Origin of the sequence: Microbacterium gilvum (assembly GCF_039543865.1) — a bacterium.
Taxonomy (GTDB): domain Bacteria; phylum Actinomycetota; class Actinomycetes; order Actinomycetales; family Microbacteriaceae; genus Microbacterium; species Microbacterium gilvum.
Genome location: NZ_BAABKO010000001.1, coordinates 621,352 through 635,315, shown reverse-complemented (window position 1 = coordinate 635,315; position 13,964 = coordinate 621,352). Strand labels below are relative to the sequence as shown.

At 72.5% G+C, this 13,964-nt stretch carries 11 protein-coding genes and 2 tRNA genes; 9 read left to right on the top strand and 4 right to left on the bottom strand.

Features of this window, described 5'->3' with window-relative positions; genetic code table 11:
• Nucleotides 1-63: 63 nt before the first annotated feature.
• Nucleotides 64-2,607: an aminopeptidase N gene (pepN, locus tag ABD998_RS03250; RefSeq protein WP_345435872.1), complete on the bottom strand. Its 2,544-nt coding sequence runs from the start codon at nucleotides 2,605-2,607 to the stop codon at nucleotides 64-66.
• 181 nt (nucleotides 2,608-2,788) lie between these two features.
• On the opposite strand from pepN, the gene ABD998_RS03245 reads away from it, so the two are divergent.
• From ABD998_RS03245 to ABD998_RS03225, 5 genes are read left to right on the top strand one after another with little or no spacing between them, the layout of a single operon-like run.
• Nucleotides 2,789-3,991: a ferrochelatase gene (locus ABD998_RS03245; RefSeq protein WP_345435870.1), complete on the top strand. Its 1,203-nt coding sequence runs from the start codon at nucleotides 2,789-2,791 to the stop codon at nucleotides 3,989-3,991.
• Between the two features lie 35 nt (nucleotides 3,992-4,026).
• Nucleotides 4,027-4,524 carry a ribose-5-phosphate isomerase gene (locus ABD998_RS03240; protein WP_345435868.1) on the top strand — a complete coding sequence of 166 codons (498 nt, stop codon included), beginning with the start codon at nucleotides 4,027-4,029 and terminating at the stop codon, nucleotides 4,522-4,524.
• Between the two features lie 4 nt (nucleotides 4,525-4,528).
• Entirely contained in the window at nucleotides 4,529-5,548 is a 1,020-nt protein-coding gene (locus ABD998_RS03235; protein ID WP_345435866.1) for an Fpg/Nei family DNA glycosylase, read from the top strand.
• A gap of 41 nt (nucleotides 5,549-5,589) precedes the next feature.
• Nucleotides 5,590-6,243, top strand: coding sequence for an FMN-binding negative transcriptional regulator (locus ABD998_RS03230; RefSeq protein WP_345435864.1), 654 nt, complete (start codon nucleotides 5,590-5,592; stop codon nucleotides 6,241-6,243).
• Nucleotides 6,240-7,742 carry an amidohydrolase gene (locus tag ABD998_RS03225; protein WP_345435862.1) on the top strand — a complete coding sequence of 501 codons (1,503 nt, stop codon included), beginning with the start codon at nucleotides 6,240-6,242 and terminating at the stop codon, nucleotides 7,740-7,742. Before ABD998_RS03230 ends, ABD998_RS03225 begins: the two co-directional genes overlap by 4 nt.
• A gap of 71 nt (nucleotides 7,743-7,813) precedes the next feature.
• Here ABD998_RS03225 and ABD998_RS03220 read toward each other — a convergent pair whose 3' ends face one another.
• Nucleotides 7,814-8,299 carry a Dps family protein gene (locus ABD998_RS03220; RefSeq protein ID WP_345435860.1) on the bottom strand — a complete coding sequence of 162 codons (486 nt, stop codon included), beginning with the start codon at nucleotides 8,297-8,299 and terminating at the stop codon, nucleotides 7,814-7,816.
• Between the two features lie 153 nt (nucleotides 8,300-8,452).
• Here ABD998_RS03220 and ABD998_RS03215 point away from each other — a divergent pair, with 153 nt between their 5' ends.
• Nucleotides 8,453-8,986, top strand: a complete 534-nt coding sequence (locus tag ABD998_RS03215) for a gamma carbonic anhydrase family protein (protein WP_345435858.1) — start codon at nucleotides 8,453-8,455, stop codon at nucleotides 8,984-8,986.
• On the opposite strand, the gene ABD998_RS03210 is transcribed toward ABD998_RS03215, so the two are convergent.
• Both ABD998_RS03210 and ABD998_RS03205 read right to left on the bottom strand, forming a co-directional pair.
• Complete coding sequence (locus ABD998_RS03210; protein ID WP_345435856.1) at nucleotides 8,979-11,825, bottom strand: helix-turn-helix transcriptional regulator; 2,847 nt, start codon at nucleotides 11,823-11,825, stop codon at nucleotides 8,979-8,981. The genes ABD998_RS03215 and ABD998_RS03210 overlap by 8 nt on opposite strands.
• A gap of 41 nt (nucleotides 11,826-11,866) precedes the next feature.
• The gene (locus tag ABD998_RS03205) at nucleotides 11,867-12,061 is read right to left on the bottom strand and encodes a hypothetical protein (RefSeq protein WP_345435854.1); all 195 of its coding nucleotides are present in this window, start codon (nucleotides 12,059-12,061) and stop codon (nucleotides 11,867-11,869) included.
• A gap of 174 nt (nucleotides 12,062-12,235) precedes the next feature.
• On the opposite strand from ABD998_RS03205, the gene ABD998_RS03200 reads away from it, so the two are divergent.
• The 3 genes from ABD998_RS03200 (at nucleotide 12,236) to tig (ending at nucleotide 13,964) form a co-directional block, all read left to right on the top strand.
• Nucleotides 12,236-12,309, top strand: a tRNA-Gly gene (locus ABD998_RS03200).
• An 83-nt stretch (nucleotides 12,310-12,392) separates the two neighbouring features.
• A tRNA-Pro gene (locus tag ABD998_RS03195) sits at nucleotides 12,393-12,469 on the top strand.
• 67 nt (nucleotides 12,470-12,536) lie between these two features.
• Complete coding sequence (gene tig, locus ABD998_RS03190) at nucleotides 12,537-13,964, top strand: trigger factor (RefSeq protein ID WP_345435852.1); 1,428 nt, start codon at nucleotides 12,537-12,539, stop codon at nucleotides 13,962-13,964.

The following is a 13,964-nucleotide window of genomic DNA, read 5'->3' as shown; positions in this document are numbered from 1 at the left end:
CGTCCGGATCCTCAGGATCCGGTCGGGGCCCGCTGTGCATCGCGTGCTGGTGGGCGTCGCGCCCTACTCGGCGTCGCGCTCCTGCGCGCCGAGGGCGCGCTCGACGCCCGCGAGGTTCTCCGCCACGATGCGGCGGAGGGCGGCGGGAGCGTCGCCGTTCGCCGCCAGCCACGACTTCGTCGCGGCACGCAGCCCCGCGTTCGCGAGGGGCGCGGGGTAGAGGCCCTCGAGGAGGTAGGACGCGATCTGGAACGTGCGCGACTCCCAGATGTCGCGCGCCACCGCGAAGTACTTCTCCGTGAACGGCTCGAGCGCGTCGCGCGTCGCCGGGTGCGTGAAGCCGAGCGCGGCGGAGCGGACGACGGTGTTCGGGAGGTCGTCGCGCTCGACGAGCGACTCCCAGGCGGCCGCCTTGCCCGAGGGCAGTGCCGCACGCGCCTGCGCCGCGAAGTCGGCGCCCTTGGCCGTGTTGTCGGCCGCGAGGGCCTCGTCGACCGCCGCGGCGTCGACGACCCCGCCGGCGGCGAGGGAGACGAGCAGCTGCCACGACAGGTCGGTGTCGACGACGAGGCCGTCGAGCGAGAGGTCTCCCGCGCGCAGCGCGCGGACGCGCTCCCAGTGCTCGGGCCGCGAGGCCGCGGAGGCGAAGGCCGTCGTGAGCTGGAGCTGGATGTCGCTTCCCGGGGCGGCGTCCAGCAGCAGCTGCCAGAGCCCGTCGGCGACCTTCGCGCGCGTCGCGTCGCGCGCATCCGGGGCGACGTAGCTGTTGGCCGCGAGCTGCAGCTGCGCGAGCGTCGTGCGCACGGTCGTCGACTCGGTCTCCCGGCCGATGTTGCGCAGCACGAGGTCGACGTAGTCGCCGGCCGCCGTCTCTGCGTCGCGCGTCTGATCCCACGCGGCGCCCCACACGAGCGAGCGCGCGAGCGGGTCGGCGATGTCGGCGAGGTGGTCGATCGCCGTCGCGAGGCTGCGGTCGTCGAGGCGGATCTTCGCGTACGCGAGGTCGCCGTCGTTCAGGAGCACGAGTGCCGGCCGGCGCAGGCCCTTGAGCTGCGGCACCTCGGTGAGGTCGCCGTCGACGTCGATCTCGATCGCGTGCGTACGCGTGAGCGATCCGCCCTGCAGGTCGTAGAAGCCGATGCCGAGGCGGTGCGGGCGGATGGTCGGGTAGTCGGCGGGCGCCGTCTGCGTGATGGCGAATCGCGTGATGCGGCCGTCGTGGTCGTCGTCGACGACGGGGGAGAGCGTGTTCACCCCCGCGGTCTCGAGCCACTTGCGCGACCACCCGGACAGGTCGCGGCCGCTCGTCTTCTCGAGCTCGACGAGGAGGTCGGCGAGCGTCGTGTTCGAGAAGGCGTGCTTCTGGAAGTACGCGCCGACGCCCTGGAAGAAGGCGTCGATGCCGACCCAGGCGGCGAGCTGCTTGAGCACCGAGCCGCCCTTCGCGTACGTGATGCCGTCGAAGTTGACCTGGACGTCCTCGAGGTCGTTGATCTCCGCGACGATCGGGTGCGTCGAGGGGAGCTGGTCCTGGCGGTACGCCCAGGTCTTCTCCATGGCGTTGAACGTCGTCCACGCCTCGGTCCACTCCGTGGCCTCGGCCGTCGCGATCGTCGACGCCCACTCCGCGAACGACTCGTTGAGCCAGAGGTCGTTCCACCACGTCATCGTGACGAGGTCGCCGAACCACATGTGCGCGAGCTCGTGCAGGATCGTGACGACGCGGCGCTCCTTGACGGCGTCGGTCACCTTGCTGCGGAAGACGTACGTCTCCGTGAAGGTCACGGCGCCCGCGTTCTCCATCGCGCCGGCGTTGAACTCCGGGACGAAGAGCTGGTCGTACTTCGCGAACGGGTACGGGTAGCCGAACTTCTCCTCGTAGTACGCGAAGCCCTGCCGCGTCTTCTCGAAGACGTAGTCCGCGTCCATGTGCTCCCACAGGCTCCGGCGGGCGAAGACGCCGAGGGGGATGACGCGGCCGGACGCCGACGTGAGCTCGGAGCGGACCTCCTCGTACGGACCCGCGACGAGTGCCGTGATGTAGGAGGAGATGCGGGGCGTCGGCTCGAAGCCCCACGTCGCCGTGGCGCCGTCGTCGTGGGCGATGGGCTCCGGCGTGGGCTGGTTCGAGACGACCTTCCATGCGGCGGGCGCGGTCACGGTGAACTGGAACGTCGCCTTGAGGTCGGGCTGCTCGAAGACCGCGAACACGCGGCGCGAGTCGGGGACCTCGAACTGCGTGTAGAGGTAGACCTCGCCGTCGACGGGGTCGACGAATCGGTGGAGGCCCTCGCCCGTGTTCGTGTAGAGGCAGTCGGCGTCCACGACCAGCTCGTTCTCCTCCTCGAGTCCGTCGAGGAGGATGCGGGCGTCGCCGAAGGCGGCCGCAGGGTCGATCTCGCGTCCGTTGAGCGTGATCTCGCGCACGTCGCGCGCGATGAGGTCGATGAACGTCGAGGCGCCCGGAGTGGCGGCGAACCGCACCACGCTGCGCGATCCGAACACCTCCGGGCCCTTCGTCAGGTCGAGCGCGACGTCGTAGCTTCGCGTGTCGACGATCGCGCGGCGCTCCTGCGCCTCGACGCGGGTGAGGTTCTCTCCAGGCACGTGGTTTCACTCCCATGGGGTAGGGGACCGAGATCTCCGGGCGCGGTGACGCCTGCGGCAACCCGAACAGCCTACGTGCTCCCATCGGCGCGCTCCCGGGAATCGCGCACATCGGCGCGGCGACGCGCGCCTGAACGCCGCCTGAACGCCGCCATTTCTACACGGGTGCGAAGATGGACGGGTGAGCACGAACGACGCCTCCACTCAGATCAGGGTCCCCTTCGCGTCGGAGGCGGCGGCGTCGGGAGGCCCGTTCGTCGAGACGCCCGTCTCCTACGACGCGCTCATCCTGTCGAGCTTCGGCGGTCCCGAGGGGCAGGACGACGTCATCCCGTTCCTGCGGAACGTCGTGCACGGCCGCGGCATCCCCGACGAGCGTCTCGAGGAGGTGGCCGTCCACTACCGCCACTTCGACGGGGTGAGTCCCATCAACGCGCAGAACCGCGCACTCCTCGCCGCCCTCCGCGCCGAGCTCGACCGCCGCGGCATCGACCTGCCGGTCTACTGGGGCAACCGCAACTGGACCCCGATGCTCGACGACGCCGTGCGGCAGGCGCACGCCGACGGCCACCGCACGCTCCTCGCTCTCGCGACGAGCGCGTACAGCTCCTACTCGAGCGACCGCCAGTACCGCGAGGACTACGCGCGCGTGCTGACGGAGACGGGGCTCGGAGAGGGCGACGATCCCGTCACGATCGACAAGGTCCGGCTGTTCTTCGATCATCCGGGCTTCGTCGAGCCGTTCTACGAGGGCGTCCGCGACGCCGTCGTCGGGTACCTGGCGGACGGCGTCGCCCCGACGGCGGTGACGGTGCTGTTCTCGACGCACTCGATCCCGACGGCGGACGCCGACCTCTCGGGGCCGCGCGACATCGACTGGCCGGAGGGCGGCGCCTACGCCGCGCAGCACCGCGCCGTGGCGGCGCACATCATGGCGCGTCTCTCCCAGGAGGTGCCGGCGGCGGCCGGGGTCGCGTGGGAGCTCGTCTTCCAGTCGCGGTCGGGCCCCGCCTCGCAGCCGTGGCTCGAGCCCGACGTCAACGACGTCATCGCGGAGCTGCCCGAGCGCGGCGTCGAGGCGATCGCGATCGTGCCGCTCGGCTTCGTCAGCGACCACATGGAGGTGCTCTGGGACCTCGACAACGAGGCGACCGAGAGCGCGGCGGCCGCGGGCATCCGGTCCGTCCGCACGCGGACTCCCGGTGTGCACCCCGCATTCGTCGCAGGGCTTGTCGACCTCGTGGTCGAACGGCTCGAGGGCACGCCAGCCGCCCGCCGCCCGCACGTCACCGACCTCGGGCCGTGGTACGACATCGCACGGCCCGGCGACTGCGAGAACGCGCGGCTCGGCTTCCTGCCCGCGGCCGCGGGCGTCGCGCCGTGACGGCGCGTCCGCGTCGATAGGGGAGAATCGTCGTCATGCGCATCCACATCGCGACCGATCACGCGGGTCTCGAGTTCTCCACCCGGCTCCAGCACCACCTCGTCGCCCAGGGGCACGAGGTCGTCGACCACGGCCCCGAGTCGTACGACCCCGTCGACGACTACCCGGCGTTCTGCATCCGCGCCGCGCAGGCGGTCGTCGCCGACCAGCGCGCGGGCGTCGAAGCGCTCGGCATCGTGTTCGGCGGGTCGGGCAACGGCGAGCAGATCGCCGCGAACAAGGTCGAGGGCATCCGCGCCGCCCTCGTCTGGAACCCGTCGACGGCGGAGCTCGCGCGCGAGCACAACGACGCCAACGTCATCGCCATCGGAGCCCGACAGCACGCCTTCGACGAGGTGACGGCGCTCATCGACCGCTTCATCGCCACGCCGTTCTCGCACGACGAGCGCCACGTCCGGCGCATCGCCCAGGTGGGCGCGTTCGAGCGGACGGGCGAGCTCGTCGACGGCCCCGGCCCGCGCACGGTGTCCTGACCGGATGCCCGAGGGTCATTCCGTCCATCGCATCGCGCGGCAGTTCGAACGGAACTTCGTCGGCCGTCCGGTGAGGGCATCGAGCCCGCAGGGACGCTTCGCGGAGGGTGCGGCCGTGCTCGACGGACGCACGGCCACGGCCGCGCAGGCGGTCGGCAAGCAGATGTTCCTCGAGTTCGACGGCGAGCTCTGGCTCAGGGTGCACCTCGGCCTCTACGGCGCATGGGACTTCGCGGGCGAGATCCTCGTGGACCCGACGATCGCGTCGGCGAACGGCCGGATGGGCCAGACGAACCAGCGGGGCACCGACCTGCGGGGCGAGGCGGTGTTCGACGAGGCGGGCGAGAACTCGCTCGCGTCGATCGGCGCGCCCCGTCGGACGCGCGTGCACGTGCGGATGTCGGAGCAGACGAAGGGGCTCGACGAGGCGGACGGCCTCGAGGCGGAGGACGCCGAGTGGCCGCCGCCCGTCGTCGGCCAGGTCCGCGTGCGGCTGCTGACGGAGACCACCTGCGCTGACCTGCGCGGTCCGACCGCATGCGTCGTGCAGACGCCGGACGAGGTCGCGCGGGTCATCGCGAAGCTGGGCCCCGATCCGCTCGTCGGCGACGTCGACGAGGGTGAGGAGCGGTTCACCCGCGCCGTGCGCCGCCGGAACGTCGCGATCGGTCAGCTGCTCATGGACCAGTCCGTCGTGAGCGGGATCGGCAACGTCTACCGCGCCGAGATGCTGTTCCGCGCGAACCTCGACCCGCATACGCCGGGGCGGGACATCCCCGAGGAGGTCGTGCGCGGCCTGTGGCGCGACTGGGTCGGGCTGCTCCGCGTCGGCGTCGAGACCGGTCAGATGATGACGATGGACGGGCTCGACGGCGCCGCGTGGCGCCGAGCGATGGCGAGCCGCGACGATCGGCACTGGGTCTATCACCGAGCGGGGCTCCCCTGCCGCGTCTGCGGAACGGAGATCCTGCTCGAGGAGATGCAGGCGCGGAAGCTCTACTGGTGCCCCGTCTGCCAGCGCTGACGACGGCCGGGACCGGCGACCGGCCCGCGTAGCATCGGAGGATGCGGCAGAACCCGAGCTTCGCGATGACCGACCTGTCCGAGCTGCGACGCGTGGTCGACCGTCATCCGTGGGCGACGATCGTGAGCGCGGCCGACGAGGGCCTCGTCGCCTCGCACTACGTCGTGCTCCTCGACGAGGGCCGCGACGACCTCACGGTCGTGGGTCATGTCGGCCGCCCGGACGACCTCGTGCACGACCTCGGCGGCCGCGAGCTGCTCGTCGTGCTGCAGGGACCCCACGGCTACATCACGCCTCGCTGGTACGGCGACGTCCCGGCCGTCCCCACGTGGAACTACGTCTCGGTGCACCTGTCCGGAGTGCCGGAGATCCTCACGCAGGAGGAGAACCTCGCGGTCCTCGACCGGCTCGTGGCGCGCTTCGAATCGGCGGCGCCCGACCCGCGTCTCATGTGGGAGCGGCCGAACGACGCGGCGTTCGTGGAGCGGCTCGAACGCGGCACGACGGGCTTCCGCCTCACGCCCACGCGCGTCGTGGCGAAGCGCAAGCTCAGCCAGAACCGCGGCGACGACGTCGTGGAGACGATCATCGCCGAGCTCGACGGCGACGGACCCTATGCGAACGCCGAGCTGGCCGCCGAGATGCGTCGCGAGCGCGCCGCGCGTGCCGCTGCGCGTGCGGAGCTCGCCCGGTGAGGCGCGGAGACCGCGTCGACGTCATCGCGGGCGTGCGGATCGGGGGAGAGGGTCGCGAGCTCCTCGCACATCCCGATGTCGACCACGACGGCGTGTACGACGTGTGGCTCGAGGACGGGCGCATCGCCGACATCGCGCCCGCCGGCGCGCTGCGCCACCGGGGGGTCGTGCTCGACGGCGCGGGCGGATGGCTCGTGCCGGGGCTCTGGGACCATCACGTCCACACGCTGCAGTGGGCGCTGTCGCGCACGCGGCACTCGGTCGGCGCCGCGCGGGACGCGCGCGACGCCGCGACGCGCGCGCTCGACGCGCCCCCGCGTTCCGACGGGCGGCGGATCGCGGTCGACATGCGCGACGGCCTGTGGCCGGACGGCACGTCGCTCGCGCTTCTCGACGAGGTCGCGGGATCCGTGCCGACCTACGTCGTCAACGCCGACCTGCACAGCATCTGGATGAACTCGGCGGCGTTCGCCCGCGAGGGCGTCGCACCGGTGCCATCCGGTCTCGTGCGAGAGGGAACCGCGTTCGCGATCTCGGGCGTGCTGAACGCCGTGCCGGCCGATGACGAGGACGCCGCCATGGACCGCGCGCTGGCGGATGCCGCGGAGCGCGGGATCGTCGGGGTGCAGGACCTGGAGTTCGCGTGGAACGCCGATCGCTGGCGCCATCGGCTGTCGCGCGGCGTCGATCCCGTGCGGGTGAGGTTCGACGCCCGCCCCGCCGACCTCCACCGCGTCATCGCGGAGGAGCTCGCGACGGGCGACGCGCTGGACGGGAGCGAGCGCATCGCGTTCGGGATGCTGAAGATCGTCGGCGACGGATCGCTCGGCACGCGCACGGCGGCGACGAGCGCGCCGTACCGCTCGGGAGGGACCGGGGAGGCGGGGTTCTCCGTCGCCGACCTCGTCGACCTCGTCGTCCGTGCGGCGGGCGCGGGCATCGCCACGACCATCCACGCCATCGGCGACGTCGCGAACCGGATGGCGCTCGACGCGTTCGCCGCGGCCGATGTGCCCGGCCGCATCGAGCACGCGCAGCTCGTCGCGCGCACCGACCTTCCCCGGTTCGCCCGGCTGGGTGTGACCGCGAGCGTGCAGCCCGAGCACGCGCTCGACGACCGCGACCTCGTGGCATCGGAGTGGGACGCGCAGACCGCCGTGGCGTATCCGCTGCGCGAGCTCGAGGAGGCGGGAGCCGCCATCCTCCTCGGCTCCGACGCGCCCGTGTCGCCGCTCGACCCGTGGGTGCAGATGGCCGCCGCCGTGTTCCGCGCGCGGGACGAGGAGGGCGCGTGGCGCCCGGAGCAGGCGATCGGAGCGCGGACGGCGCTCGCGGCATCGACCGACGGCGGATCGCTCGACGGCGCGCGGGTGCTCCCTGGCGAACTCGCCGACCTCGTGCTCGTCGCGCACGATCCGCTCACCGCGACCCGTGAGCAGCTGCGGGGGATGCCCGTCCACGCGACCCTGCTCGGCGGAGCACTCACGCACCTGGCCTGACCGCGGGCGTCGCCCCGCAGACGCCGAAGGCCCCGGTCGGAACCGGGGCCTTCTGACGAGGAGACGGGGGATTACGCCGCGATGTGCGCGACGAGGAACCAGCGGTCCTTCTCGAGGCCGGCCTTGATCTCGATGGCGACGTCCTGGCTCGTGAGGTCGACCTCGTCGAGGCCGTCGATGGCGGCCTGCAGATCGGCGAGCACGACGTCGATGTCCGACACGATGCCGCGGATGACGGCATCCGACTGCGCGAAGCCTGCCGGGGCGCCGGTCGATGCGACCTTCGTCGCGACGGCGGACAGACGCGCGTCGATGGGGAGCCCGAGGGCGACGATGCGCTCCGCGGCGAGGTCGGCCCACTCCTGCGCGTGGTCGACCAGCGTGTCGAGGAACTCGTGCACGCCGATGAAGTTGGCGCCGCGCACGTGCCAGTGCGCCTGCTTGCCGTTGACGCCGAGGGCCTGCAGGCCCAGCACGACGGGGGAGAGGAACTGGGAGGTGCCGGCGGCGACCGTCGGGTCGGAGGCGGTGGCTGCGATGGTCTGTGCGTCGCTCATGGGGTTCTCCTTCGTCTCGGGGAGCGCATCCCGCGCTCCCTACGACCTCAACGGTACTCGCGTCACGGTATTCCGCAAGCAAGCCGAGGCAAGGCTAAATCGCCGTTGAACTGGGGAAAGTAAGGCTTGCCGAAGTCGGATACAGTCGATCCCATGAGCGTCTCCCCCCACGCCACCGTGCGAGCCCACGGCGCAGACGCCCCGCGTCTCGCCCCGGACGTGCTCGTCGCCGACGGCGCCCGCGTGATCGGGGACGTCGTGCTCGAAGCGGGCGCGAGCGTCTGGTACAACGCCGTGCTGCGCGGCGACACGGGCGCCATCCGGATCGGCGCGCGCAGCAACCTGCAGGACAACGTGTCCGTGCACGTCGGCGGCGGACACGACACCGTCCTCGGAGAGGACGTCTCCGTCGGCCACAACGCCGTCGTGCACGGCTGCCGCATCGGCGACGGCACCCTCGTCGGTATGGGCGCTGTCGTCCTGCAGGGAGCCGTCATCGGCGAGGAGTCGCTCATCGCCGGCGGTGCGGTGGTGCTCGAGGGGACGGTCGTCCCGCCGCGCAGCCTCGTCGCCGGAGTGCCGGCCGCCGTCCGGCGCCCGCTCACCGCGGAGGAGGTGGCCGGCCTCCGCCGGAACGCCGCGAACTACGTCGCGTACGCCGCGCGGCACGAGGCGTCGCTCAGCTGAGCAGGTGCGCGGCGTGACGTGCCGCCTCCGTGCGGGTGGCGGCACCGAGCTTGCGCAGGATGGCCGACACGTGCACGGAGGCGGTCTTCGTGCTGATGAACAGCCGGTCCGCGATCTGGCCGTTGCTCAGCCCCTCCGCGACGAGCTCCAGCACCTGCCGCTCGCGCTCCGTGAGGATGGCCGTGCGGCGTCGGCGTGCGCCCGTGAGCCCCGCCTGAGCGAGCAGCTCGCGCGCGGCGCGCTCGACGAGCGCCACCCCCCGCTCGCCCGCCACCGCCGTCGCCTCCTCGCCCGCCGTGCGCGCACCCGTCCTGTCGCCGGCCGCGATCCGCGCATCCGCCAGGGCGACGAGCGCGTAGGGGAGGAGGACGACGGGCGTCCGCGGCGAGCGCACGCGGGCGACGGCGGTCTCCCACGCCGCGACGCCGCCGTCGAGTTCGGCATCCACGAGCGCGGCCCACTCCTCCTTCGTCGGCCACTCCGGGAACCGCGCGACGATCGCCTGCGCGCGCTGCGTCGCATCGGCGGCCCACTCGGCGTCGGGACGGAGCCGCGCCGCGCGGGCGAGCGACCACGCCACCGGCAGCGCGTAGGCCGGGCTCAGCGCCAGCCTCTCCTCGGGGATGTCGCGCACGGGCCCGGTCGCCCGCCACGCGCCGTCGGCGTCGCCCGTCGAGAGGGCGACCTCCATGTCGACGCGCGCCACCGTGAGCCGCGCCTGCACCTCGTTGTCCGATGTCGACCGCAGCACCGCGCGGTGCGCGTCGAGGAGGGCCGCCGCCCCCTCGGCATCGTCACGCCACAGCAGCGACCACGCGCGCACCACCACGAGGTACGTCACGTTGACGGATGGGGGCGCGGCGGCGAGGGCGCGCTCGACGACCGCGTCCACCTCGCTCCATCGGCCGAGAGAGGCGAGCGGGTCCGCGAGGTTCGAGGCGAGGATGGTCCCGGAGGTGCGTGCGAGTCCGTGGCGCCGCGCCTCCTCCATCCCCTCGCGGGCGAGCTCGATCGCCTCCGAGGGCTCGCCCGCCCGCTGCGCGAGATCGGAGGCGTTCACCCAGTACCGCAGCCGCGCCGAGGGGTCGTCTCCGGCGAGGGCCCTGGCTCTTGCGAGGTGCGCACGCCCCGCGGCGAGATCGCCGCCGTGGGCGAGGCAGACGCCCGCGATGTTGACGCCGTTCGACTGCAGCCGGTCGGATCCGATGCGCTCCGCGATGGCCGCCCCCTCCGAGGCGAGGCGTAGGGAGTCCTCGCGGCTCCCAACGAGCATGAGTCTCCCGGCGAGCGAGATGAGCAGATCGGCGCGCAGCGCGTCGTGATCGCCCTCGACCCGGTCGAGCACCTCGAGGGCCTCGCGGTACGCCTCGATGGAGCCGGGCCGCGCGAGGTTCGCCAGCGCCTTCGCGACGTTCTGCGTGAGCAGGACGCGGTCGATGCCGACGTCGGGCGCGAGCGCGATGGCCGCGCGCAGCAGCGCGAGGGAGCGCTCGGTCTCCCCGGCGTTGCGGAGGTAGGTCGCCGCGCGGCCCATGAGCTGGGGTCGTGTCATGCCGGCGACCGATTCGGGGTCGCCGACGAGATCCCACATCGTCAGCGCGTTCTCGGCGTGGCGCGCCGCGGCGGCGTACGCCACGCCGGCCCTCGCCTCCCGCATGGCGCGGATGGCGGCGGGGAACGCGCGCGGGGTGTCGCGCGCCGAGGTGCGGTGGTGGGCGATCGCCGCGGCGACAGCGGCGCCGCGTGAGGCGTCCTCCTCGAGCGCGTCGGCGTAGCGCTCGTGGAGGCGCTCCCGCTCGCCGGGAAGCGCGTCGTCGAGCACGGCCTCCTGCACGAGGGCATGCCGGAACGCGTAGCCCCCGTCGAAGAGCTCCAGCAGTCCGACGTCGAGCGCCTCCCTGATCGCGGCGTCGCGCGTTCCGGCGTCGAGCCCGTCGACCCGCTCGAGGAGGTCGTGCGCGACGCAGATCCCGCCGACGGAGAGGGCGCGCGCGAGCGCACGCGCGCCGTCCGACAGGCGCTCGTAGCGCGCGAGGAGCACGCTGCGCAGACCTCCGGGCAGAACGGCCTCGGTCGCGCACCCGTCGACGGCGACGAGCTCCTCGAGATAGAAGGGGACGCCGTCGCTCCGCTCGGCGAGCACGTCGAGCGCAGGGCCCGCCGGGAGCTCGCCTGTCAGCTCTCCCACGAGCGCGCGGACGCCGTCGCGGTCGAGTCTGGCCGGTTCGATGCGCGTCGTCGATCGGTCGCGCGCGAGCTCCCCGAGCACCTCGCGGGCGGGATGGAGCCGGCCGATGTCCTCCGGACGGTAGGTCGCGACGAGCAGCAGACGCGCGTCGAGAGCGACGCGGGACAGGTAGGCGAGGATGCCGAGGCTCGCCGTGTCGATCCAGTGCACGTCCTCGAGCGCGAGCACGACAGGCCGATCGGCGCTCGCGGCCTCCAGGAACTGAGCGAGGGCCTCGTGCGGCTGCTGACCGGATGGCGCTGTGCCGTCCGCGAGAGCCGGCGCCAGGCGCGCGAGGGCCGGACCCGCCGGGCCGGCGAGCTCCCGCGCACGGTCGACGCCGAGTGCCGACACGAGTGCGCGCAGGGCGCCGGCGAACGGCGTGAACGCCTCGCCCGAGGAACCCAGCGCGATGCAGTTGCCGACGGCGGTGAACGCCTCGTCGCCGATATCGTCGACGAGGTCGGCGACGAGGCGGGACTTGCCGATGCCGGCCTCGCCGGAGAGGAGCACGACGCGCGTGGCTCCCGCTGCGACCTCGCGGAAGAGCACACCGAGCTGGGCGCGTTCGGCATCGCGTCCGACGGTCCGGCGGCTCGTCGTGATCGTCACCGCGCCATCATCACACGCCCCGCCGACAGTCGTCGGCCCCCTCACGCGGAGCCGTCGGCGGACGGCGGCGCGACCCGGCGCGCTGTGCGGCGCCCGCGCCGGCACGCCGTGGGCTCGAGAGCGGGCGACGCGCCCGGGGTGCGCTCGGACACCGTGCGAAGCAGGGCGGCGCGGCGCTCGGCTTCCGCGACGTCGGAGCGGTGGACGGAGAGGGCTGCGAGCGGATCGGCGAACATGCTTCCACGTTCGCCCGCACGGCGGTCGCGGCACATCGGGAGGACGCCGTACTCCCGCGTCGATCCGCGGTCCGGCGCGTGCCTGAGGTACCTCAGGACGCGCTATCCCACGCGCTGTGCGACGACCACGCCCGCGGGTGGGATAGAGTGTTCTTCGCTGCCTCGCGCAGCAACGGGGATGTAGCTCAATGGTAGAGCCCCAGTCTTCCAAACTGGTCACGCGAGTTCGATTCTCGTCATCCCCTCCACGTCCTCCTTCCTGGTGAGTGGCCCGGTCATCGTCGGCTAGACTTTCCGAGGCCGTTTCGCGTCCCCACGACGGGGATGTCCGCGGGGCGTAGCTCAGCTTGGTAGAGCGCCCGCTTTGGGAGCGGGAGGCCGCAGGTTCAAATCCTGTCGCCCCGACCAACGGCCCATCGACCTCAGCCCGCGCCGGTCATCGGCGCGGGGCCGTCACAAGGAGAAATGAACCAGCATGGTGAACAGCACCGTCGAGAAGCTGAGCCCGACGCGGGTCAAGCTGCACATCACGGTCAGCCCCGAGGACCTCAAGCCGAGCATCGAGCACGCGTACGAGCACATCGCCCGCGACGTCCAGGTGCCGGGCTTCCGCAAGGGCAAGGTTCCCGCTCCGATCATCGACCAGCGCGTCGGCCGCGGCGCCGTCATCGAGCACGCCGTCAACGAGGGCCTCGACACCTTCTTCCGCGCCGCCGTCGCCGAGAACGACGTGAAGATCCTCGGCCGCCCGCAGGCGGACATCGTGGAGTGGCCCAGCGACAAGGACTTCTCGGGCGACCTCGTGGTCGACGTCGAGGTCGACGTGCGCCCCGAGTTCGAGATCCCGTCGTTCGAGGGCCTGACCGTCACGGTCGACGCCGTCGAGATCGACGACGCGAAGATCGACGAGGAGCTCGACACGCTGCGCGCCCGCTTCGGCACCCTCGTGCCCGTCGAGCGCCCCGCCGCGAAGGGCGACTTCGTCGAGCTGGATCTGGTGGCGAAGATCGACGACGCCGAGATCGACCGCGCAGAGGGCGTGTCGTACGAGGTCGGCTCCGGCGAGCTGCTCGAGGGAATCGACGAGGCCGTCGAGTCGCTCACGGCGGGCGAGGACACGACGTTCCGCTCCACGCTCGTGGGCGGCGAGCACGCCGGCGCGGAGGCCGAGGTCTCCGTCGTCGTGAAGGCCGTCAAGGAGCGCGAGCTGCCGGAGGCCGACGACGACTTCGCGCAGATGGCGAGCGAGTTCGACACGATCGCCGAGCTGCGCGACTCGCTCAAGGAGACGGCCGCCACGCGCGGCGCGTTCTCGCAGGGCTCCGCGGCGCGCGACAAGCTCGTCGAGCAGCTCATCGAGGCCGTGGAGATCCCCGTGCCCGCGAGCCTCATCGAGGACGAGGTGCACCGCCACCTCGAGCAGGAGAACCGGCTCGAGGACGATGAGCACCGCGCAGAGGTGACCGAGGCGAGCGAGAAGCAGTTCCGCACGCAGATCCTCTTCGATGCGATCGCCGAGCAGCTCGAGGTTCAGGTCTCGCAGGACGAGTTCACGCAGTACCTCATCCAGGCGTCCGGCCAGTACGGCATGTCCCCGCAGGACTTCATCCAGGCGCTGCAGCAGGGCAACCAGCTGCCCTCGCTCATGGGAGACGTCGCGCGCAACAAGGCGATCGCGATCGTCCTGGGCAAGGCGACGGTCGTCGACACCGCCGGCAACCCGGTCGACGTGAGCGACTTCGCGGCCGTCGACGACGAGCCCGAGGCGGACGAGGCCGACGAGGCCGAGGCCGCTGACGAGCCCGTCGCTGAGGATGCTCCCGCTGAGGAGGCTCCCGTCGAGGAGAAGCCGAAGAAGCGCGCGTCGCGCAAGAAGGCGGAGCCCGCCGCCGACGCGGAGTGA

What these genes read in the sequence shown, in the direction of transcription:
- ABD998_RS03220 (WP_345435860.1), bottom strand. Translation starts at nt 8,299, where the DNA reads ATGAGCGACGCACAGACCATCGCAGCCACCGCCTCCGACCCGACGGTC.
- tig (WP_345435852.1), top strand. Translation starts at nt 12,537, where the DNA reads ATGGTGAACAGCACCGTCGAGAAGCTGAGCCCGACGCGGGTCAAGCTG.
- ABD998_RS03215 (WP_345435858.1), top strand. Translation starts at nt 8,453, where the DNA reads ATGAGCGTCTCCCCCCACGCCACCGTGCGAGCCCACGGCGCAGACGCC.
- ABD998_RS03235 (WP_345435866.1), top strand. Translation starts at nt 4,529, where the DNA reads ATGCCCGAGGGTCATTCCGTCCATCGCATCGCGCGGCAGTTCGAACGG.
- ABD998_RS03230 (WP_345435864.1), top strand. Translation starts at nt 5,590, where the DNA reads ATGCGGCAGAACCCGAGCTTCGCGATGACCGACCTGTCCGAGCTGCGA.
- ABD998_RS03205 (WP_345435854.1), bottom strand. Translation starts at nt 12,061, where the DNA reads ATGTTCGCCGATCCGCTCGCAGCCCTCTCCGTCCACCGCTCCGACGTC.
- ABD998_RS03240 (WP_345435868.1), top strand. Translation starts at nt 4,027, where the DNA reads ATGCGCATCCACATCGCGACCGATCACGCGGGTCTCGAGTTCTCCACC.